Origin of the sequence: Acidiphilium sp. PA, assembly GCF_026191915.1 — a bacterium.
Taxonomy (GTDB): Bacteria; Pseudomonadota; Alphaproteobacteria; order Acetobacterales; family Acetobacteraceae; genus Acidiphilium.
In genome coordinates this window covers 22,800-45,854 of record NZ_JAIMBY010000023.1, presented here as the reverse complement: position 1 = coordinate 45,854, position 23,055 = coordinate 22,800, and the positions used below count along the sequence as shown (strand labels likewise).

The following is a 23,055-nucleotide window of genomic DNA, read 5'->3' as shown; positions in this document are numbered from 1 at the left end:
TGCAATCATCCCCCAATTAGCCTCCTCACGCCCGCTGCGAGCGTTAGGGAGGGTGCTGACATCAAACGTCAGAGGGGTCGAAATTGGACGCGATTTTCGCCCCTCAGGGGGTCGTTATTGCAAGCGAATTTACATCCGAAAGCACGCTGCACATCGTCGCGGGGCTGCTGCTGCCCATCTGGAAGCGGCTGCCGAACGAGTCGACGCGCGTGTATCGGCTTCAGACCGACGACGGCGAACGCGTCATCGGGCGCAAGGTCTCGCCCGCCTGGGCAGCGAACGCCACCGCGACCAGCGCACCGTCGTTGACGCCCGAGGCCGCCTTCTCGGCGCTCATGGACGGGCGGACGGTCCTGGATCTCGCGGAGGGGCTGCAACTGCGCTGCGCCCGCGTCATGAACGTGCTTCGAATCGAACTCTCCGGCTTCACCGACGCGATGCGTGACCGTCTGCGCGCCTATGGCCTGTTCGGCGAAATCATCTCCTGGAAACTCCGCATGTTCGTGCCGACGGACGCCAGCGGCGCCGAGGTGCTGGCGCGCGTGCTCGATCGCTTTCCGGTCGAACGCATCAGTGAGCGGGGGGCGGCATGATGGAACGCCTCGACGCCTCCGAACTCGCCCACCGCCTCGCGCGCAATGCCGAGGCGGTATGCCGCCATTACCTGTCCGCCGGCCGCCGCCAAGGCGCCTACTGGCTCGTGGGCGACGCCCGCAACACGCCGGGGCGGTCGATGTTCGTTCGGCTCAAGGAAACCGCGAAGGGACCGGCCGGCAAATGGACCGACGCGGCCACCGGCGAGCACGGCGATCTGCTCGACGTCATCCGTGCGAGCCGCGGCCTCGTCGATTTCAAGGACGTCGCCGACGAAGCCCGTTCGTTCCTCAGCCTGCCGCGCCCTGTTTTGCAGCCGGCGTCAGCGAACGTCTCCGTTTGCAGGCCCAAGGCTGCGACCGGATCGGCGGATGTGGCGCGGCGCTTGTTCGCCATGTCGCAGCCGATCGAGCGCACTCCCGTGGAAACGTATTTACGCCAACGCGGCATTACGGCTTTGCACGGAACCGGCAGTCTGCGCTTCCATCCCCGCTGCTACTACCGGCCGGACGAGCACAGCCCGACCGAGACGTGGCCGGCGATGATCGCCGCCGTCACCGATCTCTCCGGTCACCTGACCGGCGCGCATCGCACCTGGCTCGACCCTGACGGCTTCAACGAGGCGACGCTCGGCAAGGCGCCGATCGACACGCCGAGACGGGCGATGGGCGATCTGCTCGGCCATGCGGTGCGCTTCGGCGTCGCGGGCGAGGTCCTCGCGGCCGGCGAAGGCATCGAGACGATGCTGTCGCTACGATGCGTCCTACCCGGCATGCCGATGGTCGCCTCGCTGTCGGCGGCGCACCTCTCAGCCATCCTGTTCCCCGACTTGCTGCGGCGCCTCTATATCGCCCGCGACAACGATCCGGCAGGCGATAGCGCAGTGGCGACGCTCCTCGACCGCGTTCAGTCGGCCGGGATCGAGGCGCTGGTGCTCTCCCCTGAGCTGAGCGACTTCAACGAAGACCTGAGGCTGCTCGGAGCCGATGCGCTACGGGCGGCGATCCGAGGGCAGATCGCGGCGCAGGACGTCGCCCGCTTCATGGAGCTGGCGGCGTAGCCGGAACGGGGATGGCGTGTGGGCCAGTCTTCGACGGCGAATGGCCAGGGGCTTTCCTCGTGCCGCGGAGAGGACCGCGCCCACGGCCTTCCGGAGAGGGCGATCGGGCGCCAGGCGGGGCGTCCCGGCAATGGCTGCGGCCGACGATTTTCCGGCGGCGCTGCGCGCCTTTCCATCGCGAAGCAAAATCGCCGGCCTTCGCCATCCTCCGCTTCCGCTTCGGCCCGCAGCTCACGCTGCGGGTGCAAGTCCGCCCCGCCCGGCGCCTTCGTCGCCATGAAGGCCGCGATGGGCGCGGCCGATCCGACGAGGAAAGCCGCGATGTCCATCGACCACGACGAAGAGTTCGAGCCCCGCCACGACGCATCCCCCACCGACCGCGTCCTTCAGGAACTCCAGCTCTACGGCTACCGACCCTTCCACGATGAACCCGACTCGCGGCCGCTCCCCGAACCGCACGTTCTCGCTGGCAGCGTCGCCGACATCTTCGACGCCCTCGTGGTGGCGCTCGCGGAGACGCGCCTCGAACCCGACCTCGAGGATCTGCTCTGGTCGACGGTGAATGTGTTCCATCGCGCGATCGACCGGATCGAGCGCGAACTCGACGACAACGAGATGGCGCAGCAACGCGCGCAGCGGGAACAGGACGGCAGCGAGGTCAAATCCGTCGAACTCGAACGGCTGACCTCGGAAGGCCAGACGCTGATCGAGCGCCGCAACGTCTTCGAGCTGATGCGCGACCAGGCCGCCGACCAGTTCGAGCGACATACCCACTCGGCCTGGCGGCCGCGCAGCGGATCGAAGGTCAACCATCGCCATCTCACCGCCGCGATGATCGACAGCCGCGACTTCCTCGCCGCCAAAAAGCGCGCCGACCGGGAGGTGCTGTTGCCGGCCGGACCGAAGGTGGCCGTCACCGGTGGCCTCGATTTCAACGATCACCGCCTGATCTGGGCCAAGCTCGATCAGGTCCACACCAAGCACCCAGACATGGTGCTTCTGCACGGCGGTTCGCCGAAGGGCGCCGAACTGATCGCCGCCAAATGGGCCGACAATCGCAAGGTGCCGCAGATCGCCTTCAAGCCCGACTGGACGAAGCACGCCAAGGCGGCGCCGTTCAAACGCAACGACGCGATGCTGGACACCCTTCCGATCGGGGTGCTGCACTTTCCGGGCACCGGCATCCAGGACAACCTCGCCGACAAAGCCAGGAAGCTCGGCATCCCGGTCTGGAAGTTTGGCAAGGGCGGCGCGTGAGCGCCGCGTGCCACTCTTGACGTCTGATGGCAGTCCTCCATATTGATATCAACGCTATCGCGAACAGGACTATGCCATCATGCCCGCCGTCACCATCCGCAACCTGTCCGATGAGACGCACCGCGCCCTCAAAGTCCGGGCGGCGCAGCATAATCGCAGCACGGAAGCCGAGATGCGCGCCATCCTGGAAGCCGCCGTGCGGCCAGAAGGCCGGCTACGCCTCGGATCAGCATTGGCGGAGATGAGCCGGAAGATCGGGCTGACCAACGCCGATGTCGAAACCCTCGAAAAGGGCCGAGACACTCGGGCCGCCGAGCCGCTGCGTTTCGAATGATCCTGCTCGACACGAACGTGGTCTCCGAGGCGATGAAGCCCGAGCCGGCGGCGGCGGTTCGCGCATGGCTCGACGCCCAGGCGGCGGAGACGCTTTACGTGTCGAGCGTCACCATAGCCGAGCTGATGTTCGGCATCGGCGCGCTGCCCAACGGCCGGCGGAAGGACAAGCTGACCGCCGCGTTGGACGGCGTGCTGGAGCTGTTCGCGGATCGCATCCTGCCATTCGATACCCGTGCGGCTCGCCGCTACGCCGAACTCGCCGTCAGGGCCCGCGCGGCCGGCAGGGGCTTCCCGACGCCCGACGGCTATATCGCCGCGATCGCTGCGGCGCATGATTTCGCGGTCGCGTCTCGCGACACGAGCGCCTTCACCGCCGCCGGCCTTGAAGTGATCGATCCCTGGGCAAGCACGCCCTGAGCTGCGGCCCCCGAAAGCCGCACCGACGCCCGGCGATCCGGCTGCCTCCGCCGGCATGTTCCATCCCCGCTTCCTGATGCGCTGATCCTTGGTCCGCCCACGGGCCTGAGGCCATCAACCCGTGAAGGGTCGGCTACGCCATGCGTGCCGCCGCTCGTCCCTGACTGCGCGGTGATCGCGGCCCCTGACCGGACACATCGGGCGCCTGTCGCGCGGGGATCGGCCCCGCCGCAAAGCAGGAGCCGGATCGATGTCTCAATCGCTCGCTTTCGCCAACGGCTGGAGCCTCGCCAAATCCCTCATGGTCTGCGTCGTCATCTTCACGGCCGAGACTGGCGGATACGGCGTCATGCCGGCCTCGGAATTCGACGGCGACCCCGCTGACGTGGTCCACGAATTCGATCCGTTCGAATGAGCAAGCTGCACCATACCGTAAGGCTCGGTGAGCGGACTTCGAGCCGGATTTCTGCTCCCATCCGCGCTCGTCTTTAGCTATACTCTGTTCTGCGCCGTGGTGGTGGTGGAAGGCGCAGCCGTTTGATTGTCATCTCACGGAGTCTGCCACCATGATCGTTCTCGGACCTTTGCTCGTCGTCCTCGCCATCGGGTTCTTCTGCTGGTTGCTGTTCACGCTGGCCGTCTTCGCGTTGCCGGCTTTCGTCGGCTTCATGGTCGGCATATGGGCCTTCCATACCGGCGCCGGAGCGCTCGGCGGCATCATCCTGGGCGTCCTCGCCGCGGGTGCCACCTTCGGCGTCGGACAACTCGCCATGGCGTTCGTGCCCTGGGTTTGGCTTCGGCTGCTGATCATCCTGCTCTTCATCGCGCCGGCCACCGTCGCCGGCTATAGCGCCACGCACGGTATCGCCCAGATGGCGATGCCGTCGCCCACATGGCAGACGGTCTTCTCGGTGATCGGAGCCATCGCCGTCAGCGTTACCGCATTCGTTCGCTTCACCGGCATGACCCCACCCGAACCGACCCAACGGGGGATGGCGCGGGGCTGAGCCCAGTAGGCGCGGGCGATAGGGGCGGGACCAGAACAGGCGGCGGCCCCGAGACGCCGGCTGCGCCGAAAGTCCGGAACCTGGATAAGGGCGGCGACGCTGCCGCGGATCGGCTCTTCGCGGATCGTGACGCACCCCGGAAAGCTTCCGGAACCAATGGAGACGCGCGCAACGCGGCCCTCCTGAGTCCCTTGCATGGAGGCCCTTCGCTCAAGCGCCTCGGCTGTGCGAGCGAGATGCGGTCTATCGGCGGACCAGAGGGATCGCGTCTGCCACGAAATCCATCACCGGCTTTTCGAGGTTTCTCGACCGTCGCCACGTTCTCCTCGATCGGTCTTCGTTCTGGATCGAGCGCACCTCACGGCCTCTTCGATGGCTGGATCTGGCCGAAGGCCGGCTGAAGCCTCGACCGCCTTTGGCGCAATGGCGCCGATCGACTTTCTTCCCCTGTCGGCTGCGCCGCCATTCCTCGCGAGACAACAAAGTCGCCTGGCCGCCATCCTCCGCTGGCGCTTCAGCCCCGTCGTCCACCCCGTCGCGCAGGCGCGATGGGGACCCCGGGCAAGGGGTGCGCCGTCGATCGCCTCCGGCCCTTCGATCACCATCGAGGCCGCAATGGTGCGGGCTCGAAAACGTCAGATCAAGGAGAACCACCATGGCGACCATCGGCACCTTCAAGAAGACCGGCGCGAATGAATTCGCCGGTCAGATCGTCACCCTCTCGGTCCAGGCCAAGAATGTCCGCATCGCTCCCGAAGCCAACCGCACCGGCGAAAACAGCCCCAGCCACCGGGTCTACTGCGGCCGCGTCGAGATCGGCGCCGCCTGGTCCAAGCGCTCCAACGAGGGTCGCGACTATCTGAGCCTCAAGCTGGACGATCCGAGCTTCACCGCCCCGATCTTCGCCAACCTCTTCGACGACGAGGACGGCGAGGGCTACAGCCTGATCTGGTCCCGCCCAAACGGCCGCCGCGCCGACTGACCCAGCCCAAGCCCCGCCCGGTCGAAACCGGGCGGGGTATCGCTGAGTTCTTGCGACGCCTCCCGGGCCGACGCCATCCTGATCGATACCCGGAAGGGGGCATTGCGAAGGTCGCTCCGATTTGCGCTCCCGATCCTGTGCGATTTGTCTGCGACCTGGACGGGGAGCACACTATCGCTGGGGCTCGGTCGACCCCGTCGTCTGGCCGGTCGGCCGCGTCCTCCGCACCAAATCGGCCGCCTCGATCTCAAGCGCATCAGCGACTTGTCCCAGCACGGTGACACTCGCCGAGACACGCGCGCGTTCGATCGCGCCGATATACCGGGCGCTCAACCCCGCCCGTTCGGCCAACTCTTCCTGCGTCATCCCCTTTGCATGACGCAACCGACGCAGATTGATCGCCATGACCTCCTTGAGATCCATGGCGAGGATGGAGCAGAGATAGGAATCATCGTTCCAGGAACGATAATGCCGAATCGTCCCGGGTTATTTGGAGCATCTCCCCCTACCGGAGCACACATCGACCATCGCCTTGCCAGACGTGATGCGCCGCGCGCATCGCGCTATCGATCCAATCAGAGGCAATTTTTGCAAAAATTTGCAGTAAATGAATACTTACCGCATGGCTCTCATCTCGACACGGAAGGATCGCAATGACCGAGACGTCATTCGATGACCGGCCGCCACCCTCCGACCGCATCAGCGCCTATGATGAACGGCATCTGGCCATCTATCTGCGGCTTTTGATGGCGGAGGAGGAGGGGGCCGATTGGCGCGAGGTCGTGCAGGTGATCTTCGGGCTCGATCCCCAGCGCGAACCCGATCGGGCGAGACTCGTGCATGACAGCCACCTGGCGCGCGCGCACTGGATGACAAAAACCGGATACCGTCACCTGCTGGCGGCGCGATCTCCGTGATTCAGCCCACGCCAGCCGCCCAATAGGGCGTCACGCGCGATGCAACCATGGGGTCTAGCGCAGTGCGCGGGTTTCAGGATCGTCTGACGCTCCCCCCACCAAGGGGGCCAGGACGAGAGGTAACGCCATGCCCACGCAGTATTGGCGCTCGCCGGAGACGATCGACCAACTGGGTCGCCTCGGCCGCCCCGGCTTCGCCGTCGAATTCTTGCGTCGCAATGCCGACTATCGGCGCGACTATGCCCAAACGCAGCGCCAGATCGCGCGCTTGCACGTCGATGCGCAGACCGCTCGCTCCGGCCTCGCTCGGCGATGGGGGTTACGCTTTCGCGCCTGACCCCTATGCCCCTGTCGGGACCGAGCCCGTCTCCTGGTTGCCGGAACTCTCGCCCGCCACCCTGATCATCGACGTCGCCCCGTCCAGCTTCGATCCCCTGTCTCTCGACCCGGCGCAGCTCGGATCGGTGATCGGGGATCGCATTGACGATGACGGCCGGGAGGTCGTTGTCGCCGACGGAACCGGCGAACTTCATATCCGATTATGCAACGACAGAGCCGTATCACGCCCTGCGATCATTCTGCCCATCGGCGCCACGGCGATCGATCTCCGGCTCGATGTCGCCTCGCGCTTCGTCCGCCGCCTGCGCGGCCAGACCATCGGCCTTCTCCCCCAGGCGCTCAGATTGACCGTGTTGCGTAAGCGCCGGCTCATTCAGCTCCTCCAAGCCTACGACATCCACGAGACCGGAGGCGGTCCGCGCGACGTCGCCGAAACAATACTGCGTTCCGAACAGGCTGGACTGCCTTCGGTGGAGTGGAAGGATTCTCATTCCCGCCGCGCGGCCAACCGCCTGATCCACGACGCGATTTGCCTCGTTGAACGCGGCTATCTCAAGTTCCTGCGCGGCGGTTGAGCCGGCGGCCAACCGGCCCGGACGAAGGTCGGTCAAAACATCCCTTCGCGCCTCGAACCTTTCGCGGGCGACGGACGTGCGCGTGTCCGCCTGAACGGGGGACAGGCCCTCGCGAAAATCTTCGTCCACCCCCAACGCCTGGACCCTCCGCCACGCTGACCCCGACATGCCGCGACTTGGCCGCGGTTCTTCGAGGCAAGACGGAGGGTCCCCATGCTCGACAGGTCCGCACAGCTCGCGACACGCTATCTCCGGACACCTGAGGCGGCGCGTATCCTCGGGATCTCGCCGCGGACGCTGGAGAAATACCGCTGCCACGGAAACGGCCCGACCTTCCGTAAGCTCGGCGGCCGCGTCGTCTACGCCATCGACGATCTCCAAGCCTGGGCCGATCAGGCCGCCTGCCGCTCGACCTCCGACCCGCGATATGTCGAGGCGCGCGCCGCCGGTCTTGGCCATCGCTGAGGCGCTGGCCCTCGATGTCGTCGCGCCGTCTCATCACCGCCAGCGAACGCAGCAAGCTCGACCCGTTCGTCGTCGCCACCGGCGACGCCAGCCCGCGCGATCAGCGCGACCTGATGGAGCGGCCGTTCTTCTCGCTCGCCAAAACCAGGAGGACCGCGCCGATCCTCTACCAGGCCGGTGATATCCGCGTCGAAGTCTACGCGGTGGCCGAGCACGGCATGGCGACCATCTGGGACGCCGACGTGCTGATCTGGGCGGCCAGCCAGATCGTTGAGGCCGAGAATCTGGGTCTCAAGACGTCGCGCTTCCTGCGCTTTACGCCCTACCAGCTTCTGACCGCCATCGGCCGCCAGACCGGCGCCCGGGACTACAAGCTGCTCAAGGGCGCGCTCGCCCGCCTCCAGTCGACGGTCATCCGCACCACTATCCGCAATGGCGAGCACTGGCGCCGTCACCAGTTCTCCTGGGTCAACGAGTGGGAGGAATGCGCGACGCGCGACGGCCGCGTCGAGGGCATGGAGTTCGTGCTCCCCGACTGGTTCTACCGCGGCGTCATCGATCGCTCCCTCGTCCTCGCCATCGACCCGGCCTACTTCAGCCTCACCGGAGGGATCGAGCGCTGGCTCTATCGCGTCGCCCGCAAGCACGCCGGCCGCCAGCCGGGTGGCTGGCTGTTCGAGCTCGTGCATCTGCACGAGAAATCCGGCAGCCTCGCCCGGCCGCGTGATTTCGCCCTCGACCTCCGTCGCATCGTCTCCCGCCAGTCACTGCCCGGCTATCGCCTGCGCATCGAGCGCGGCGACCGCGGTGAACTGATGCGCATCCTGCCAGCCAACTTATCCACAGGCCCTGTGGATAAACGTGTGGAAGCGCTCGGGACTTCGGGCGCGCCGATCATCGGGACTTCAGGCGCGGGGGTATCGGGACTTCGGGCGCGCAAATCGCAGCTAAGCCTTTGGCCCGAAACCACGATCCCGGGCCCTAACTTAGAGTCTAACTCAGAATCTAACTTTTCTTGTTGGCCCAGCCGATCTGCGGATAACCCGGCCGCCCCAACGCAGACCTCCGAGCATCCGGCCCAGCAACCGTCGCTGCCCTTCGGCCGCAGGCCGGGAGGGGGAAGATGATCGTCGCCTTGCTCAACCAGAAGGGCGGCGTCGGCAAAACCACGCTTGCCCTGCACCTCGCCGGTGAATGGGCGCGGCACGGCAAGCGCGTGACCTTGATCGACGCCGATCCGCAAGGCTCGGCGCTCGACTGGTCGCAGCAGCGGGCGCGGGAGAACGTGGCTCGGCTGTTCGGGGTCGTCGGCCTGGCGCGCGATACGCTCCATCGCGAAGCGCCAGACCTCGCCCGCGCCGTAGATCATGTCGTCATTGACGGCCCACCGCGTGTCGCGGGTCTCATGCGCTCGGCCCTTCTCGCTGCCGACCTGGTGCTTATCCCCGTGCAACCGTCGCCGCTCGACGGCTGGGCGTCGGCCGAAATGATCGGTTTGCTTCGCGAGGCGCGCATTTATCGGCCCCAGCTTGCCGCGCGGTTTGTGCTGAACCGCTGTGGCGCGCGCACCGTCATCGCACGCGAGACGGCGGAAACTCTGGCGGATCACGATCCACCGGTGCTCGCCAGCACCATCGGCCAGCGCGTCGCGTTCGCCGACGCGGCGCAATCCGGGCGCCTAGTCTTCGAGCTTGCTGAGCAGGGCGCCGCCGCCCGCGAGATCGCGGCGCTCGCCGCCGAGATCGGGAGGATCGCACCGTGACCGAGCGCTCCCACCGACGCGGCTTCGCGGCACGGCCCGACGACGCCGAGAGCTGGATCAAGGCCAACGATGCGCCATCCCGCCGCACCGACGAGGCCGCTGCTTTCACCGCAAGGCTGACGATCGACGTCACACCGGCGCTGCGCGGCCGCATCAAGGTCGCCGCTTTCCGCCGCGGAATCACCGTCGCCGATATGCTCCGCGACCTCCTGGCGCGCGAATTCCCTGACGATTCCGGGGCGTCGCCATGAACGGCAACCTCCCGCCATCACCGCTGCGTCCGGCGCCGCAATCGGATCGGCGGACAGTCGCGCTGACGCACGTCGAGCTGACCTGGATCGAGAAGAAGATCGAGCACTGGCTTCGCTTCGGCCGCCGCGCTGAAGAGAAGATCCTCGATCGGCGTCGCAGCATCTCCAGCTTCATGCCCGGAAGCGTTTTCGCATTCGTCCGCTGGGCCTCGAACGACTACGGCGCCATCGTCTCGCGCATGGATATCGCGCGCGCCGTCGAGCCAGGCGCGCGCTTCCAGACGCTGCCCTTCGTGCGCCCCGGCGGCGAGATCCTGCTGCGGGTCAATGGCTGGCCCAAGGTCGAACGTGTGCTGCGGGCGATCGACGGTGTCGAGGCGCTCGGCATCGATGCGGCCGACGCCGCACCGGAATATTGGCGCCATCTTCACAATCGTCTCGCGGCTGACCACGAACCGCGCGCCTACACGCGCGAGCAGCACGCCGCCTGGCGGAAGCGGCGGAGCGTCATGCCATGACCCGCTTCGGCTACGTCATGACGACGTGCGTCGCCATGGTGGGCGTGGGCGCTCTGGCGTTCTGCCATCCCGCACCCCGGCTGATCTGGAACGCCACGGCAAGCACGCCCACCGGGCTGTACGCGTTGCAGCCGGCCGGACCCCTGCACGCGCTCGAACTGGTCGCTGTGCGACCGCCCGGGCCGATCGCCCGCTACCTTGCCGATGGCGGGTTTCTGCCCAAGGGCGTGCCATTGCTGAAGCACGTCATGGCCGTCGCCGGACAGACCGTCTGCCGCGCCGGCGACGCGATCACCATCGATCAGATCGCGGTGGGCCTAGCGCGCGACCGCGACCATCTCGGTCGCCCGCTGCCGCGCTGGAGCGGCTGCCATACGCTGTCCTCGGGCGAAGTCTTCCTGATGAATCCGACCGTCCCGGACAGTCTCGACGGTCGCTATTTCGGGCCATTCCCCATCACCTCGATCATCGCCCGCGCGGTCCCGCTGTGGACCGACGAGGCCGGCGACGGCCGCTTCGTGTGGCGCGCCGTCACCGATCGACCCGCTTTCCAACCCGCCAACAGAGGAGGTTCCCATGGCGCAAATCGGTCAGTTCACGCGCGATAAATCCGGCTTCACCGGACGCATTCAGACGCTCTTCTTCACCGGAGACCTTTCCCTCGTTCCGGCCGAATCCTCCGATGCCGAGAATGCGCCCGACTATCGCGTCCACTTCGGCGACGGCGAAGGCCCAGAGATCGGCGCGGGCTGGACGCGCACCGGCGAGAAGGCCGGCGAATACGTATCATTGCTCATCGACGATCCGGCGCTGGCGCAGCCGATCCGCGCCAATCTTTTCCGCTCCACCGACGACCACGCCACCTGGGTGCTGAACTGGAACCGTCCGCCCAAGCGCAGCGAGCGGGATTGAGCGCGTGCGGCGCGCGCTTTTTCTGCTCGCCGGCGTGACGGCGCTCGGCCTGCCGGCCGCCGCCGTCCACGCACAGGCGGCGTCGCCGGCGGTGCGGGCCGCCATCGATCCCTACGCCGCCTTCATCACCGAGGCCGCGCAACGCTTCGGCATTCCGGCGGCGTGGATACGCGCCGTCATGCGCGTCGAAAGCCGCGGCGACCGGCGCGCCGTCTCCTCTACCGGCGCGATGGGCCTGATGCAGATCATGCCCGAGACCTGGGCGGCGCTGCGCGCCCGCTACGGCTTCGGGCGTGACCCCTTCGATGCGCACGACAACGTCCTCGCGGGCGCCGCCTTTCTGCGCGAGATGCACGATCGCTACGGATCGCCGGGCTTTCTTGCGGCCTACAATGCCGGGCCTGGCCGCTACGAGGACTATCGCGACCGGCGCCGCCCACTGCCGGCGGAAACCGTCGCCTATGTCGCGGCGCTCGTCCCTTTTGTGGGAGGCGAGGCGATCGATGGGCCTGTCCTCTTGGCGGCAGCCGATCCCTCATCCTGGACGCAGGCGCCGCTCTTCATCACGCGGTCCGCAAACGCCGAACCTGCCGATCGCGCGTCAGCCAAGCCGCCGCCGAGCGACACGCCGGCTGTCGTCGCCGTGCACGATCTCTCTGCCATGGCGCCGCAATCCGCCGGCCTGTTCGTCACGGTTTCTGCGGCGGAGCCCAAGCGATGACGGCGACGCCGCCTTGGGGCCATATCGCGGCGTTGCCTCGGTCGGCTGGCGTTTCCCTTCGCGTTGCGACGGTGTCCGGCGCCTTCCGAGGACACGTCGAGGCCCCTGGATGCGAGTTCGCAGGCAAGCGCAGCGAGGCGCACTTCCGAGAAGGAGGAGGGGCGAACAGGGGAGGCGTGCAGGAACCGACCGACAGAGGGCAAGTTAAAAGCCCCTGCCACGCCGGCATCCAAGCCACTGTCGCGGCTTGTCTTTTGGCGGGCAGGCCGGTCGGTCGGTGGCAGGTTGCGCGATTATTCCCAATGATTTCAGGGCTTCGGCCTGCACACTGCCGTTCGCGCGCCGCTTTCTATCCGAGTGGCGGCGCAGGATGAGTGGGGGCGAGAATGAGTTCCGGGTCCGGCCTGGCCGCCCGCGCGCGACGAAGGCGCCCAAGCCGAAGAGCTTCGTCGCCCAGGTCCTGAAAGCGGCCCGGAAAGCGGGGCCGGCCATCCAGCGATCGGCGAACTCGGGGCGAGCCCACATGCCGGGCCGTTCCAGCTTTGGGCGCGGCCGGGCCGCCTTCAGCCGCGGCCGCCTCTTCAGCCCAACCCGGCGCGTCGTCGTCAAGGCGCGCGTCGTGCGTCACCGGGGCCGGACCTTTCGTTCGGCGCCGCTGTCGGCACACCTGTCCTATCTGAAGCGCGAAGGCGTGAACCGCGACGGCGAACGGGGCGTCATGTTCGACGCCGCCAGCGATCGCGCCGACGATCGGGCTTTCGCCGAACGGTGCGAGGATGATCGGCACCATTTCCGATTCATCGTCTCGCCCGAGGACGCCGGCGAGATGACCGACCTCAAGGCCTTCACCCGCGATCTCGTCCGACAGATGGAGAGCGACCTTGGCGCCAGGCTCGACTGGATCGCGGTCGATCACTGGAACACCGACAATCCGCACTTCCATCTGCTCGTACGCGGTGTCGATGACGCCGGCGCCGACCTCGTCATTTCGCGTGACTATATCAGCCACGGGCTGCGCTCGCGCGCCGAGGAGCTGGTCGGGATCGAGCTTGGTCCACGTCCGGAGCACGCCATCCGCACGGCGCTCGAACGTGAGGTGGGCGCCGACCGCTGGACCCGGCTCGACGTCGAGCTTCGCTTCGCCACCGACGCGACGGGCCTGGTCGACCTGCGCCCGGCGCAAGCCGGGCCTGGGGACCCCGAGCTGAGACGCCTGATGGTCGGCCGGCTGCAGAAGCTGGAGCGGATGGGACTCGCCGCCTCGGCCGGTTCCGGCCAGTGGCTGGTCGACCTTCAAGCGGAGCGGACGCTGCGCGACCTCGGCGCGCGCGGCGACATCATCAAGACCATGCACCGCGCCTTCGCCGAGCGGGGCCAGGACCGAGGCGTCGGCGACTACGTCATCGACGCCCAGCCGTCGGACGCGCCGATCATAGGCCGCCTGATCGACAGGGGACTGCATGATGAACTGACCGGCGAGGCCTACGCCGTGATCGACGGCACGGACGGCCACGCTCATCACGTCCGCTTCCGCGGTATCGATGCCCTCGAGCACGCACCGCCCATCGGCGGGATCGTCGAGGTCCGTCGCTTCGGCGGCCAGGATGATCCCCGGCCGACGCTGGTGCTGGCCACGCGATCGGATCTCGACCTCGGCGCCCAGGTGGGCGGGCGCGGGGCGACCTGGCTCGACCACCGTCTCGTCGAGCGCCAGCCGATGCCGCTCGCCATGGGTGGGTTTGGCGGGGAGGTTCGTGAGGCGATGAAGGCGCGCACCGAGCACCTTATCCGGGATGGTCTCGCACGCCGCCAGGGCGAGCACGTTACCTTTGGGCGGGACCTGCTCGCCACCTTACGGCGGCGTGAGCTGGACGAGACCGCCGCGCGGCTTTCGGCCGAGACGGGTTTGCGTCCCGCGCCGGCCGGCGTGGGCGAGCCTGTCATGGGCGTTTATCGCCAGCGCCTCACCCTGTTGTCGGGCCGCTTCGCCATGATCGACGACGGACTGGGCTTCCAGCTCGTGCCCTGGTCGCCAATCCTCGAGAAGAAGCTTGGTCAACATGTCGCGGGCGCCGCCCGTGACGACGGCGGCATCGAATGGAGCCTCGGACGAAAGCGCGGGCTTGGTCTGTGACTTGTTCAGGCTGGCAATGGATCGGTGCCGCGATCGAGCAACGCCAGATAGTCCGTGTAAGCGTAGATCCGCCCGCGCCGGCGTCCGGTCGTCTCCCGCACCACCCCGACGCCGACCAGCTTCTCCAGGGCGCCCCCGGCCGTCGCGAAGGAAACGCCGAGCCGCGAAGACACCGTGGGGATGGTGACCATCGGATGGGCCTGCATCAGCTCATGGACCCTCAGCGCGGATGGCGCGGCGCGGCCGACGCCGGCGATCTTCTGTCGATCGGCGTCGAACATGGCGATCAGTTCGCGAGTGGTCGCGACCGCCTGCTCGGCGGTCTCGGCCACCCCGGTCAGGAAGAACTCCATCCAGGTCTCCCAGGTCCCGGCTTGCCGGACCTCCTGGAGCAGGCGGTAATAGTCGTCGCGGTGGGATTTCAGGAACAGGCTCAGGTAGAGGATCGGCTCGCGCAGAACGCCTGCCTCGCACAGGATCAGGGTGATGAGCAGCCGGCCGAGGCGCCCGTTGCCGTCGAGAAAGGGATGGACCGTCTCGAACTGGACGTGGGCCAAGCCGGCCCGGATGAGCGGCGGCAGCGCCGGATCGTCGCTGTGGAAAAAGCGCTCCAGCGCGCCCAGGCAATCGTCCAGCAGATTCGGCGGCGGGGGCACGAAGAGGGCGTTGCCGGGCCGTGTGCCGCCGATCCAGTTCTGCGAGCGGCGGAACTCGCTGGGCTGCTTCGCCGCGCCGCGCCCCGACCTCAGCAGGATGGCGTGCATCTCGCGGATCAGCCGCAGCGACAGCGGAAACCCGTTGCGGATCCGCGAGACGCCGTGCTCGACCGCCGCGACATAGTTCGAGACCTCGGTCACGTCGTCGAGCGCGACGGCCGGCGCTTCGTCGTTCTCGAACAGCAGCAGGTCGGAAAGCGAGGATTGCGTGCCCTCGATCTGCGAGGACAGCAAGGCCTCCTTGCGGACATACATGTAGAGAAACAGGGGCGTCGACGGCAGGATCGTCACCACGCCATCGAGCCGCCCGACGGCGGCCATCGCCCGCTCGTAAAGTCGCATGAAGCGCGCCAGATCGAGCGGCGGGTCCGGCGGCAGCGGGGCGGGCACATAGGCGCGCACCCGCTCGCCCCCCGTGCTCGTCTCGACATAGGCGCCGAGGCGCCGGTTTTTCGTGTCCGCCACGCGCGATCCTTCAATAGGCCCCAAGCCTTAATGAATGATATGGCTTTATCCTTCAATAAGGAAGGGCGCTTATTGAAGGCTGGCGTCCTGCCAAGTGCTCCTGAGCCCCTGCCTGCGCGGGTGGCCATGGGCCACCTACGCCCCTTCAAATAGTTTTTCGCTCCGACGCGACGGCCTGCGAAGCGCCGCGGATCGCGCTTGCGATGCCGTTTCTCCGACGCCGATGTCTCTCCGGGAAAGGAGAGGCGTTCAGTGTCCGCGACCAAGATTCTCTGGGGCCAGGTCATCGTCGTCTTCGCCATCGTGCTGGTGACGATGTGGACCGCGACCGAATGGACGGCCTGGCGGCTCGGCTTCCAGCCCGAACTGGGACGGCCCTGGTTCGACATACTGCGTTTCCCGATTTACCTGCCGCCGGCGTTCTTCTGGTGGTGGTTCGCCTACGACGCCTACGCGCCACAGATCTTCATCGAGGGCGCCTACATCGCGGCTTCCGGCGGCCTCATCTCGGCCGTGGTCGCGATCGGCATGTCGGTCTGGCGCGCCCGCGAGGCCAAGAACGCCGAGACCTATGGGTCCGCCCGCTGGGCGCGCGCGGACGAAATGATCTCCGCCGGACTGCTCGCGCCGGACGGCGCGGTCCTCGGCCGCTATGAGCGGTCCTATCTCCGCCATGACGGCCCCGAGCATGTGCTGTGCTTCGCACCGACCCGGAGCGGCAAGGGCGTTGGCCTGGTGGTGCCAACGCTCCTGACCTGGCCCGGCAGCGCCATCGTCCACGACATCAAGGGCGAGAACTGGCAGCTCACCGCCGGCTTTCGCGCGCGCTTCGGCCGAGTGCTATTGTTTGATCCGACCAACCGGGACTCCGCCGCCTACAATCCCCTGCTCGAAGTCCGCAAGGGCGAGTGGGAGGTGCGCGACGTCCAGAATGTCGCCGACGTTCTGGTCGATCCCGAAGGCTCGCTAGAACGCCGCAACCATTGGGAAAAGACCAGCCACTCGCTGCTGGTCGGCGCCATTCTGCACGTCCTTTACGCGGAAGCGGACAAGACGCTCGCCGGCGTCGCCGCCTTTCTCTCGGATCCGAAGCGTCCGATCGAAGCGACCCTGCGGGTAATGATGACGACCCCACATCTGGGCGAAGCCGGGCCGCATCCGGTCGTCGCCTCGGCCGCGCGGGAATTGCTCAACAAATCGGACAATGAGCGCTCCGGCGTGCTGTCGACGGCCATGTCGTTCCTCGGCCTCTACCGCGATCCGGTCGTCGCCCAGGTCACACGCCAGTGCGACTGGCGGATCGCCGACCTGGTCTCGGACACGCGGCCCGCCACGCTCTATCTCGTGGTGCCGCCGTCGGACATCAGCCGCACCAAACCGCTCATCCGCCTGGTGCTCAACCAGATCGGCCGGCGGCTCACCGAGGAGCTTCATCCGAAGAACCGGCGACAACGCATGCTCCTGATGCTCGACGAATTCCCGGCGCTCGGCCGGCTCGATTTCTTCGAGAGCGCGCTCGCCTTCATGGCCGGATATGGGCTCAAGAGCTTCCTGATCGCCCAGTCGCTGAACCAGATCGAGAAGGCTTATGGCGCCAACAACGCCATCCTCGACAACTGCCATGTGCGCGTATCGTTCGCGACCAATGACGAGCGAACCGCGAAGCGGGTGAGCGATGCCCTCGGCATGGCGACCGAGATGAAGGCCATGAAGAACTACGCCGGCCACCGGCTCTCGCCCTGGCTCGGTCATCTGATGGTCTCGCGTTCCGAAACCGCCCGTCCGCTGCTGACGCCGGGCGAAATCATGCAGCTTCCGCCCTCCGACGAGATCGTCATGGTCTCCGGCCTGCATCCGATCCGGGCGAAGAAGGCGCGCTACTACGAAGACCGCCGTTTCGCCGAGCGGGTGCTTGAGCCACCCACGATAACGGACCATGCGCCGAGGCCGGACGATTGGTCGTCACTGCCAATCCGTCCCCCGTCGGCCGTGCTCATGGCCGCGTTGAAAGCGGAGGACGAAGCCAATGGCGGCCTGCGGCGCGAGCCGGAACTGCCGGATCACGTGTCCGTCGCGAAGGAGACGACACCACCACGCCGCGAGCGCCGTGAATTCGACGTCGTTGACGACACGCCGGATGACGCCGCGCGTCAGCAGGAAGCTTTGCGCCAGCGCCAGCGCGGCGCCGTACGTCAGACCGCGCTCGATCCTGGCGACCGTCTCGGCATGTAGGCGAGGCCATGCGAGACCGGCTCAATCTTTCGCTGCCTGTAGAGATGATCGCCCAGATCAACGATCTCGCAACCCGCCGACGCCTCACCCGGTCGGCGATCGTCGAGGCGGCCGTGGCCTCATTTCTCTCGCCGGATGGCGCCGATCGCCTGGAAGCGGCGTTCGCGCGACGGCTCGACCGCCTGACGCGCCAGGTGCAGCGGCTTGAGCGCGACAGCGGTCTGTCGACCGAAGCCCTCGCGCTCTTCATCCGCTTCTGGCTGACCATCACGCCGCCCTTACCATCGGATGCGCAGGAAACCGCGCAGGGCAAGGGACGCGAGCGCTATGAGGGATTCATCGAGGCGTTGGGCCGGCGGCTGAACCAGGGCCGTACGCTCAGGGACGAAATTCCGACGGACCTCATTCGGTCCGATTCGGCGTCAGGCAAAAAGGACACGGACCACGATTTCCCGGATGCGGTCGAATAACGCTGAGGCAAGTATTTTTTCTCTGCGTTACGCCGCACCGCTACAACTGTGAAATACTTGTTGAGCCGCCCTATTTCCTGCCTTTTCTAATCGACCCCGTCGCCGGTCGTGTATCGCGATCGGCCCATGACGGGGGCGTATGTGACGGCCGTTCCGCTGCATTCCGAGGCCTTCTCGCGCGGCGCGCGCATGCTGCGCACCGCGCTCGGGCCGGCTATCGCAGCCTTCCTCGAAGACCCTTCGATCGTCGAAGTGATGCTGAACCCCGACGGCCGGCTCTGGATCGATCGGCTCTCGGGCGGTCTGGAGGATACCGGCCGCACCCTGTCCGCCGCCGACGGCGAGCGGATCGTGCGCCTGGTGGCGCACCATGTCGGCGCCGAGGTCCACGCGGAGCGCCCGCGCGTCTCTGCAGAACTCCCCGAGACGGGAGAGCGGTTCGAGGGACTGTTGCCGCCCGTTGTCACGGCGCCAGCCTTCGCCATCCGAAAGCCCGCCGTCGCTGTCTTCACACTCGATGATTACGTCGCCTCTGGCACGATGACCGCAGGGCAAGCGGCTTCGCTGCGCGCGGCCGTCGCCGCCCGCAAAAATATCCTCGTCGCCGGCGGCACCGGCACCGGCAAGACCACGCTCACGAATGCGCTACTCGCCGAGATCGCCGGCACGAGCGACCGCGTGGTGCTCATCGAGGATACCCGCGAGCTTCAGTGCCGCGCGCCGAACCTCGTCGCCATGCGCACCAAGGACGGCGTCGCCTCGCTGTCCGACCTCGTCCGGTCCTCGCTGCGGCTGCGCCCGGATCGCATCCCCATCGGCGAGGTGCGCGGCGCTGAAGCGCTCGATCTTCTGAAGGCCTGGGGCACCGGCCATCCCGGCGGTATCGGCACCATTCATGCCGGTACCTCGCTCGGCGCGCTTCGTCGCCTCGAGCAGCTCATCCAGGAGGCCGTCGTCACGGTCCCGCGCGCGCTGATCGCCGAAACGATCGATCTCGTCGCGGTCCTGCGCGGCCGCGGCACGGAACGCCGCCTGGCCGAACTCGCCACCGTCGCCGGTCTCGACCCCGCCACCGGCGACTACCGTGTCCAGTCCGCCGGGGCGGGCGGCCTTCCCGGAGATCAACCATGATCCGTGTTCCCGCCATCGCCCGGCGTGCGCGCCGACGCCTGGCCGACTTCGCTGCGCTGGTGGCGTTCTCGTTGGCGTTTGCGCCCGCCGCCTATGCCTCCGGCTCCTCCATGCCGTGGGAGACGCCGCTCAACTCGATCCTGGAGTCGGTGCAGGGGCCGGTCGCCAAGATCATCTCGGTAATCATCATCACCGTGACCGGCCTGACGCTCGCCTTCGGCGACACCTCCGGCGGATTCCGCCGCCTGATCCAGATCGTCTTCGGCCTGTCGATCGCCTTCGCCGCGTCGAGCTTCTTCCTGTCCTTCTTCAGCTTCTCCGGCGGGGCGCTGATCTGATGGCCGCGATCATCGATCTCGACGTGCCCGGCTTCTTCGCGCCGGTTCACCGCGCGCTCACCGACCCGATCCTCATGGGCGGGGCGCCACGCACCGTCGCGATCGCCAATGGCACGCTGTCCGCCGCCATCGCGCTCGGCCTGCGCCTCTGGATTCCGGGCGCGCTGTTCTGGGCGGTGGGTCATGCCGCCGCCGTCTGGGCGGCCAAGCGGGATCCACAGTTCGTCGACGTCGTGCGCCGGCATCTCCGCTATCCCGCCCATCTCGGCGTGTGAGGCGGACATGCTGAACCTCGCCGAATATCGCAGCCGCCCGACGGGACTTGCCGATTTCCTGCCCTGGGCCGCGCTCGTCGAACAAGGTGTCATCCTCAACAAGGACGGGTCGTTCCAGCGCACGGCGCGCTTTCGCGGTCCCGATCTCGACAGCGCGACGCCGGCCGAGCTGGTGGGCGTGACCGCGCGGTTGAACAACGCGCTCCGGCGCCTCGGCTCCGGATGGGCGATCTTCGTCGAAGCCGTTCGGCAGGCGGCGCAGCATTATCCGCGCGGCGTCTTTCCCGACCCGGCCTCGGCCCTCGTCGATCTTGAGCGTCAGGACGCGTTCGAGGAAGCCGGCGCGCATTTCGAGAGCCGCTACTTCCTGACATTCGTCTGGCTGCCACCGGCCGAGGACGCCTCCCGCATCGAGAGCTGGCTCTATGAAGGCCGATCGCAAAGCGGCGTCGATCCGTGGGAGCTGCTGCACGGCTTCGTCGACCGCACCAATCGGGTGCTGCAACTGGTCGAGGGCTTCATGCCCGAGGTCGCCTGGCTCGATGACGGCGACACCCTGACCTACCTGCACTCGACCATCTCGACCCGCCCTCAACGTATCCGCGTCCCTGAGACACCGATGCATCTGGATGCGTTGCTTGCGGACGAATCCCTCGCCGGCGGGCTTGAGCCGCGCCTCGGCGCCCATCACCTGCGCACGCTCACCGTCGTCGGCTTCCCGACCGCGACCCATCCGGGAATTCTGGACGAACTGAACCGGCTCGCCTTCCCGTATCGCTGGTCCACCCGCGCGATCCTGCTCGACAAGACCGAGGCGGTGCGCCTGCTCACCAAAATCCGCCGCCAGTGGTTCGCCAAGCGCAAGTCCATCGCCGCCATCGTCAAGGAGGTAATGACCAACGAGGCCTCGACGCTGGTGGATTCCGACGCGGCCAACAAGGCGGCCGACGCGGATCAGGCGCTGCAAGAGCTTGGCGCCGACGATGTCGGTCAAGCCTATATCACCGCCACCGTCACCGTCTGGGACGAGGACGCCGGCCTGGCGGCCGAGAAGCTGCGTCTCGTCGAGAAGGTGATCCAGGGCCGCGATTTCACCTGCATGGCTGAAGGCGTGAACGCGCTCGAGGCTTGGCTCGGATCGATCCCCGGCCATGCCTACGCCAATGTCCGTCAGCCGCCGGTCTCGACGCTGAACCTGGCCCACATCATCCCGCTTTCGGCCGTCTGGGCCGGGCCGGCACGCGACGAGCATTTCCAGGCACCGCCGCTGCTGTTCGGCAAGACAGAGGGTTCGACGCCGTTCCGGCTGAGCCTGCATGTCGGTGACGTTGGCCACACGCTGATCGTCGGCCCAACCGGCGCCGGCAAATCGGTCCTGCTGTCGCTGATGGCGATGCAGTTCCGCCGCTACGGCAACAACCAGATTTTCGCCTTTGATTTCGGCGGATCGATCCGCACCGCCGCGCTCGCCATGGGCGGCGACTGGCACGATCTCGGCGGGTCTCTCTCCGCCGGCTCCGAGCATTCGGTCTCGCTTCAGCCGCTGGCGCGGATCGACGATCAGGCCGAGCGCGCTTGGGCTGCCGAGTGGGTGACGGCGATCCTCGCCAAGGAAGGCGTCACCATCGACCCGACCGCCAAGGAGCATGTCTGGTCGGCGCTGACCTCGCTGGCGTCCTCGCCCGTCGGCGAGCGCACCATCACCGGCCTCGCGGTCCTGCTGCAATCGACGGCGCTGAAGCAGGCGCTCCAGCCCTATTGCGTCGGCGGTCCCTCCGGCCGGCTGCTCGACGCCGAGGCCGAGCAGCTCGGCTCCGCGTCGGTCCAGGCCTTCGAGACCGAGGGCCTGATCGGCGCCGGCGCGGCGCCCGCCGTGCTGACCTATCTGTTCCACCGCATCGAAGGCAGGCTCGACGGCCGGCCGACGCTGCTCATCATCGACGAGGGCTGGCTGGTTCTCGACGATCCCGCTTTCGCGCAGCAGCTCCGTGAGTGGCTGAAGACGTTGCGTAAAAAGAACGCCTCCGTCGTCTTCGCCACGCAATCGCTTTCGGACATCGACGGCAGCGCCATCGCTCCCGCCATCGTCGAGAGCTGCCCGACGCGCATTTTCCTACCCAACGAGCGCGCGATCGAGCCGCAGATCACAGCGATCTATCGCCGGTTCGGGCTGAACGATCGGCAGATCGAGATCCTCGCCCGCGCCACGCCCAAGCGCGACTATTACTGCCAGTCGCGGCGCGGCAATCGGCTGTTCGAGCTGGGTCTCGGCCCCGTGGCGCTGGCCTTCTGCGCCGCTTCCTCCAAGCAGGATCACGCCGCGATCGAGCGCATCATCGGCGAGCACGGCCATGAGGCGTTCACGCCCGCCTGGCTGACCGACCGCGACCTCGCCTGGGCCGCCCAACTCATCCCCGAGCTGACCAACCTGGAGACATCATCATGATCCAGCGGCGCCTTCTGGCGGCGGCGAGCGCTGCCATGCTGTCCCTGGCGATCGCCGCGCCGCCCGCCTCGGCGCAGTGGATCGTCTACGACCCGAGCAACTTCAGCCAGAACGTGCTGACCGCCGCGCGCGAGCTGCAGCAGGTCACCAACCAGATCCAGATGTTGAGCAACCAGGCGACCATGCTGGTCAACCAGGCACGCAACCTCGCCAACCTGCCGATGTCGACGCTGAACCAGCTTCAGGCCTCGACCGCCCAGACCCAATCTCTGCTCGGTCAGGCGCAGAACATCGCCTTCAATGTCCAGGGCATCGAGCAGGCCTATTCGACGAGCTACGGATCGGCCGCCGGCGCCGGCTCCACCGCCACCATGGTCGCCAACGCCCAGGAGCGTTGGCAGAATTCCGTCGCCGCCTTCGAGGACAGTCTGAAAGTTCAGGCTGGCGTCGTCGGCAACATTCCGACCAATGCCAGCGCGATGAGCTCTCTGGTCACGGCCAGCCAGAGCGCCACGGGCGCGCTCCAGGCGGCGCAGGCCGGCAACCAGCTCCTCGCGCTACAATCGCAGCAGCTTTCGGACGTGGTCGCAGTGCTGTCGGCCAAGAGCCGCGCCGATGCGCTCGAGCAGGCGCGCACGGCCTCGGCCGAAGCGCAAGGCCAGCAGAACTACCAGACCTTCCGGACGACCACCGGCTACGTGCCGGGAACCGTCACGATGTTCAGCTCCAACTGAG

The 23,055-nt window shown here is 67.3% G+C and carries 30 protein-coding genes; 28 read left to right on the top strand and 2 right to left on the bottom strand.

Features of this window, described 5'->3' with window-relative positions; genetic code table 11:
- The first annotated feature begins 83 nt into the window (after nucleotides 1-83).
- The 9 genes from AruPA_RS18370 (at nucleotide 84) to AruPA_RS18330 (ending at nucleotide 5,653) form a co-directional block, all read left to right on the top strand.
- The gene (locus AruPA_RS18370) at nucleotides 84-593 is read left to right on the top strand and encodes a hypothetical protein (protein ID WP_265638212.1); all 510 of its coding nucleotides are present in this window, start codon (nucleotides 84-86) and stop codon (nucleotides 591-593) included.
- On the top strand, nucleotides 593-1,654 hold the full coding sequence (locus AruPA_RS18365) for a toprim domain-containing protein (RefSeq protein ID WP_265638214.1): 1,062 nt from the start codon (nucleotides 593-595) through the stop codon (nucleotides 1,652-1,654). Before AruPA_RS18370 ends, AruPA_RS18365 begins: the two co-directional genes overlap by 1 nt.
- Before the next feature lie 321 nt (nucleotides 1,655-1,975).
- Nucleotides 1,976-2,911, top strand: coding sequence for a DUF2493 domain-containing protein (locus AruPA_RS18360; RefSeq protein ID WP_265638213.1), 936 nt, complete (start codon nucleotides 1,976-1,978; stop codon nucleotides 2,909-2,911).
- A 79-nt stretch (nucleotides 2,912-2,990) separates the two neighbouring features.
- Nucleotides 2,991-3,245, top strand: coding sequence for a FitA-like ribbon-helix-helix domain-containing protein (locus tag AruPA_RS18355; RefSeq protein ID WP_265638211.1), 255 nt, complete (start codon nucleotides 2,991-2,993; stop codon nucleotides 3,243-3,245).
- Nucleotides 3,242-3,664, top strand: coding sequence for a type II toxin-antitoxin system VapC family toxin (locus tag AruPA_RS18350; protein WP_265638210.1), 423 nt, complete (start codon nucleotides 3,242-3,244; stop codon nucleotides 3,662-3,664). Before AruPA_RS18355 ends, AruPA_RS18350 begins: the two co-directional genes overlap by 4 nt.
- A gap of 250 nt (nucleotides 3,665-3,914) precedes the next feature.
- Entirely contained in the window at nucleotides 3,915-4,079 is a 165-nt protein-coding gene (locus AruPA_RS18345; RefSeq protein ID WP_265638209.1) for a hypothetical protein, read from the top strand.
- 151 nt (nucleotides 4,080-4,230) lie between these two features.
- Nucleotides 4,231-4,671 carry a hypothetical protein gene (locus tag AruPA_RS18340; protein ID WP_265638208.1) on the top strand — a complete coding sequence of 147 codons (441 nt, stop codon included), beginning with the start codon at nucleotides 4,231-4,233 and terminating at the stop codon, nucleotides 4,669-4,671.
- A gap of 423 nt (nucleotides 4,672-5,094) precedes the next feature.
- The gene (locus AruPA_RS18335; protein ID WP_265638207.1) at nucleotides 5,095-5,367 is read left to right on the top strand and encodes a hypothetical protein; all 273 of its coding nucleotides are present in this window, start codon (nucleotides 5,095-5,097) and stop codon (nucleotides 5,365-5,367) included.
- A complete protein-coding gene (locus AruPA_RS18330; protein WP_265638206.1) occupies nucleotides 5,327-5,653 on the top strand; it encodes a DUF736 domain-containing protein in 327 nt (108 codons plus the stop codon). Before AruPA_RS18335 ends, AruPA_RS18330 begins: the two co-directional genes overlap by 41 nt.
- 171 nt (nucleotides 5,654-5,824) lie before the next feature.
- Here AruPA_RS18330 and AruPA_RS18325 read toward each other — a convergent pair whose 3' ends face one another.
- Nucleotides 5,825-6,076, bottom strand: a complete 252-nt coding sequence (locus AruPA_RS18325) for a helix-turn-helix domain-containing protein (RefSeq protein WP_265638205.1) — start codon at nucleotides 6,074-6,076, stop codon at nucleotides 5,825-5,827.
- Nucleotides 6,077-6,306: 230 nt separating this feature from the next.
- On the opposite strand from AruPA_RS18325, the gene AruPA_RS18320 reads away from it, so the two are divergent.
- The 12 genes from AruPA_RS18320 (at nucleotide 6,307) to AruPA_RS18265 (ending at nucleotide 14,247) form a co-directional block, all read left to right on the top strand.
- Complete coding sequence (locus tag AruPA_RS18320) at nucleotides 6,307-6,570, top strand: DNA -binding domain-containing protein (protein WP_265638204.1); 264 nt, start codon at nucleotides 6,307-6,309, stop codon at nucleotides 6,568-6,570.
- Between the two features lie 127 nt (nucleotides 6,571-6,697).
- The gene (locus AruPA_RS18315) at nucleotides 6,698-6,907 is read left to right on the top strand and encodes a transcriptional regulator domain-containing protein (RefSeq protein WP_265638203.1); all 210 of its coding nucleotides are present in this window, start codon (nucleotides 6,698-6,700) and stop codon (nucleotides 6,905-6,907) included.
- A gap of 37 nt (nucleotides 6,908-6,944) precedes the next feature.
- Entirely contained in the window at nucleotides 6,945-7,484 is a 540-nt protein-coding gene (locus AruPA_RS18310) for a DUF2285 domain-containing protein (protein WP_265638202.1), read from the top strand.
- A 213-nt stretch (nucleotides 7,485-7,697) separates the two neighbouring features.
- Entirely contained in the window at nucleotides 7,698-7,949 is a 252-nt protein-coding gene (locus AruPA_RS18305) for an AlpA family transcriptional regulator (protein ID WP_104519085.1), read from the top strand.
- A 14-nt stretch (nucleotides 7,950-7,963) separates the two neighbouring features.
- Entirely contained in the window at nucleotides 7,964-9,076 is a 1,113-nt protein-coding gene (locus tag AruPA_RS18300) for a replication initiator protein A (RefSeq protein ID WP_265638201.1), read from the top strand.
- Nucleotides 9,073-9,711 (top strand): ParA family partition ATPase, encoded by a 639-nt coding sequence (parA, locus tag AruPA_RS18295; protein WP_265638200.1) that lies wholly within the window; start codon nucleotides 9,073-9,075, stop codon nucleotides 9,709-9,711. The genes AruPA_RS18300 and parA overlap by 4 nt, the downstream gene beginning before the upstream one ends.
- Nucleotides 9,708-9,962 (top strand): hypothetical protein, encoded by a 255-nt coding sequence (locus tag AruPA_RS18290; protein WP_265638199.1) that lies wholly within the window; start codon nucleotides 9,708-9,710, stop codon nucleotides 9,960-9,962. The genes parA and AruPA_RS18290 overlap by 4 nt, the downstream gene beginning before the upstream one ends.
- Nucleotides 9,959-10,480 (top strand): DUF2840 domain-containing protein, encoded by a 522-nt coding sequence (locus tag AruPA_RS18285; protein ID WP_265638198.1) that lies wholly within the window; start codon nucleotides 9,959-9,961, stop codon nucleotides 10,478-10,480. Before AruPA_RS18290 ends, AruPA_RS18285 begins: the two co-directional genes overlap by 4 nt.
- A complete protein-coding gene (locus AruPA_RS18280; protein WP_265638197.1) occupies nucleotides 10,477-11,088 on the top strand; it encodes a S26 family signal peptidase in 612 nt (203 codons plus the stop codon). The genes AruPA_RS18285 and AruPA_RS18280 overlap by 4 nt, the downstream gene beginning before the upstream one ends.
- Entirely contained in the window at nucleotides 11,057-11,392 is a 336-nt protein-coding gene (locus tag AruPA_RS18275; RefSeq protein ID WP_265638196.1) for a DUF736 domain-containing protein, read from the top strand. Before AruPA_RS18280 ends, AruPA_RS18275 begins: the two co-directional genes overlap by 32 nt.
- A 4-nt stretch (nucleotides 11,393-11,396) precedes the next feature.
- Complete coding sequence (locus AruPA_RS18270) at nucleotides 11,397-12,113, top strand: lytic transglycosylase domain-containing protein (protein ID WP_265638195.1); 717 nt, start codon at nucleotides 11,397-11,399, stop codon at nucleotides 12,111-12,113.
- Nucleotides 12,114-12,483: 370 nt separating this feature from the next.
- Nucleotides 12,484-14,247, top strand: coding sequence for a DUF3363 domain-containing protein (locus AruPA_RS18265; RefSeq protein WP_265638194.1), 1,764 nt, complete (start codon nucleotides 12,484-12,486; stop codon nucleotides 14,245-14,247).
- 5 nt (nucleotides 14,248-14,252) lie between these two features.
- On the opposite strand, the gene AruPA_RS18260 is transcribed toward AruPA_RS18265, so the two are convergent.
- Nucleotides 14,253-15,428 (bottom strand): Fic family protein, encoded by a 1,176-nt coding sequence (locus AruPA_RS18260; RefSeq protein WP_265638193.1) that lies wholly within the window; start codon nucleotides 15,426-15,428, stop codon nucleotides 14,253-14,255.
- A gap of 252 nt (nucleotides 15,429-15,680) precedes the next feature.
- Here AruPA_RS18260 and AruPA_RS18255 point away from each other — a divergent pair, with 252 nt between their 5' ends.
- The 7 genes from AruPA_RS18255 (at nucleotide 15,681) to trbJ (ending at nucleotide 23,054) form a co-directional block, all read left to right on the top strand.
- A complete protein-coding gene (locus AruPA_RS18255; protein WP_265638192.1) occupies nucleotides 15,681-17,660 on the top strand; it encodes a conjugal transfer protein TraG in 1,980 nt (659 codons plus the stop codon).
- 8 nt (nucleotides 17,661-17,668) lie between these two features.
- Nucleotides 17,669-18,130: a ribbon-helix-helix protein, CopG family gene (locus AruPA_RS18250; protein WP_265638191.1), complete on the top strand. Its 462-nt coding sequence runs from the start codon at nucleotides 17,669-17,671 to the stop codon at nucleotides 18,128-18,130.
- Between the two features lie 126 nt (nucleotides 18,131-18,256).
- Nucleotides 18,257-19,261: a P-type conjugative transfer ATPase TrbB gene (trbB, locus tag AruPA_RS18245; RefSeq protein WP_265638190.1), complete on the top strand. Its 1,005-nt coding sequence runs from the start codon at nucleotides 18,257-18,259 to the stop codon at nucleotides 19,259-19,261.
- Nucleotides 19,258-19,599, top strand: a complete 342-nt coding sequence (locus AruPA_RS18240) for a TrbC/VirB2 family protein (RefSeq protein ID WP_265638189.1) — start codon at nucleotides 19,258-19,260, stop codon at nucleotides 19,597-19,599. The genes trbB and AruPA_RS18240 overlap by 4 nt, the downstream gene beginning before the upstream one ends.
- Nucleotides 19,599-19,874, top strand: a complete 276-nt coding sequence (locus tag AruPA_RS18235; RefSeq protein ID WP_265638188.1) for a VirB3 family type IV secretion system protein — start codon at nucleotides 19,599-19,601, stop codon at nucleotides 19,872-19,874. Before AruPA_RS18240 ends, AruPA_RS18235 begins: the two co-directional genes overlap by 1 nt.
- 7 nt (nucleotides 19,875-19,881) lie before the next feature.
- Nucleotides 19,882-22,320 (top strand): conjugal transfer protein TrbE, encoded by a 2,439-nt coding sequence (gene trbE, locus AruPA_RS18230; RefSeq protein ID WP_265638187.1) that lies wholly within the window; start codon nucleotides 19,882-19,884, stop codon nucleotides 22,318-22,320.
- Nucleotides 22,317-23,054 (top strand): P-type conjugative transfer protein TrbJ, encoded by a 738-nt coding sequence (gene trbJ, locus AruPA_RS18225; protein ID WP_265638186.1) that lies wholly within the window; start codon nucleotides 22,317-22,319, stop codon nucleotides 23,052-23,054. The genes trbE and trbJ overlap by 4 nt, the downstream gene beginning before the upstream one ends.
- Nucleotide 23,055: the final 1 nt, after the last annotated feature.

Excerpts from the sequence above, each read along its gene's own strand:
- AruPA_RS18365 (WP_265638214.1), top strand. The coding sequence starts at position 593 with ATGGAACGCCTCGACGCCTCCGAACTCGCCCACCGCCTCGCGCGCAAT.
- AruPA_RS18360 (WP_265638213.1), top strand. The coding sequence starts at position 1,976 with ATGTCCATCGACCACGACGAAGAGTTCGAGCCCCGCCACGACGCATCC.
- AruPA_RS18355 (WP_265638211.1), top strand. The coding sequence starts at position 2,991 with ATGCCCGCCGTCACCATCCGCAACCTGTCCGATGAGACGCACCGCGCC.
- AruPA_RS18350 (WP_265638210.1), top strand. The coding sequence starts at position 3,242 with ATGATCCTGCTCGACACGAACGTGGTCTCCGAGGCGATGAAGCCCGAG.
- AruPA_RS18345 (WP_265638209.1), top strand. The coding sequence starts at position 3,915 with ATGTCTCAATCGCTCGCTTTCGCCAACGGCTGGAGCCTCGCCAAATCC.
- AruPA_RS18340 (WP_265638208.1), top strand. The coding sequence starts at position 4,231 with ATGATCGTTCTCGGACCTTTGCTCGTCGTCCTCGCCATCGGGTTCTTC.
- AruPA_RS18335 (WP_265638207.1), top strand. The coding sequence starts at position 5,095 with ATGGCGCCGATCGACTTTCTTCCCCTGTCGGCTGCGCCGCCATTCCTC.
- AruPA_RS18330 (WP_265638206.1), top strand. The coding sequence starts at position 5,327 with ATGGCGACCATCGGCACCTTCAAGAAGACCGGCGCGAATGAATTCGCC.
- AruPA_RS18325 (WP_265638205.1), bottom strand. The coding sequence starts at position 6,076 with ATGGATCTCAAGGAGGTCATGGCGATCAATCTGCGTCGGTTGCGTCAT.
- AruPA_RS18320 (WP_265638204.1), top strand. The coding sequence starts at position 6,307 with ATGACCGAGACGTCATTCGATGACCGGCCGCCACCCTCCGACCGCATC.
- AruPA_RS18315 (WP_265638203.1), top strand. The coding sequence starts at position 6,698 with ATGCCCACGCAGTATTGGCGCTCGCCGGAGACGATCGACCAACTGGGT.
- AruPA_RS18305 (WP_104519085.1), top strand. The coding sequence starts at position 7,698 with ATGCTCGACAGGTCCGCACAGCTCGCGACACGCTATCTCCGGACACCT.
- AruPA_RS18300 (WP_265638201.1), top strand. The coding sequence starts at position 7,964 with ATGTCGTCGCGCCGTCTCATCACCGCCAGCGAACGCAGCAAGCTCGAC.
- parA (WP_265638200.1), top strand. The coding sequence starts at position 9,073 with ATGATCGTCGCCTTGCTCAACCAGAAGGGCGGCGTCGGCAAAACCACG.
- AruPA_RS18285 (WP_265638198.1), top strand. The coding sequence starts at position 9,959 with ATGAACGGCAACCTCCCGCCATCACCGCTGCGTCCGGCGCCGCAATCG.
- AruPA_RS18280 (WP_265638197.1), top strand. The coding sequence starts at position 10,477 with ATGACCCGCTTCGGCTACGTCATGACGACGTGCGTCGCCATGGTGGGC.
- AruPA_RS18275 (WP_265638196.1), top strand. The coding sequence starts at position 11,057 with ATGGCGCAAATCGGTCAGTTCACGCGCGATAAATCCGGCTTCACCGGA.
- AruPA_RS18265 (WP_265638194.1), top strand. The coding sequence starts at position 12,484 with ATGAGTGGGGGCGAGAATGAGTTCCGGGTCCGGCCTGGCCGCCCGCGC.
- AruPA_RS18250 (WP_265638191.1), top strand. The coding sequence starts at position 17,669 with ATGCGAGACCGGCTCAATCTTTCGCTGCCTGTAGAGATGATCGCCCAG.
- trbB (WP_265638190.1), top strand. The coding sequence starts at position 18,257 with ATGACGGGGGCGTATGTGACGGCCGTTCCGCTGCATTCCGAGGCCTTC.
- AruPA_RS18240 (WP_265638189.1), top strand. The coding sequence starts at position 19,258 with ATGATCCGTGTTCCCGCCATCGCCCGGCGTGCGCGCCGACGCCTGGCC.
- AruPA_RS18235 (WP_265638188.1), top strand. The coding sequence starts at position 19,599 with ATGGCCGCGATCATCGATCTCGACGTGCCCGGCTTCTTCGCGCCGGTT.
- trbE (WP_265638187.1), top strand. The coding sequence starts at position 19,882 with ATGCTGAACCTCGCCGAATATCGCAGCCGCCCGACGGGACTTGCCGAT.
- trbJ (WP_265638186.1), top strand. The coding sequence starts at position 22,317 with ATGATCCAGCGGCGCCTTCTGGCGGCGGCGAGCGCTGCCATGCTGTCC.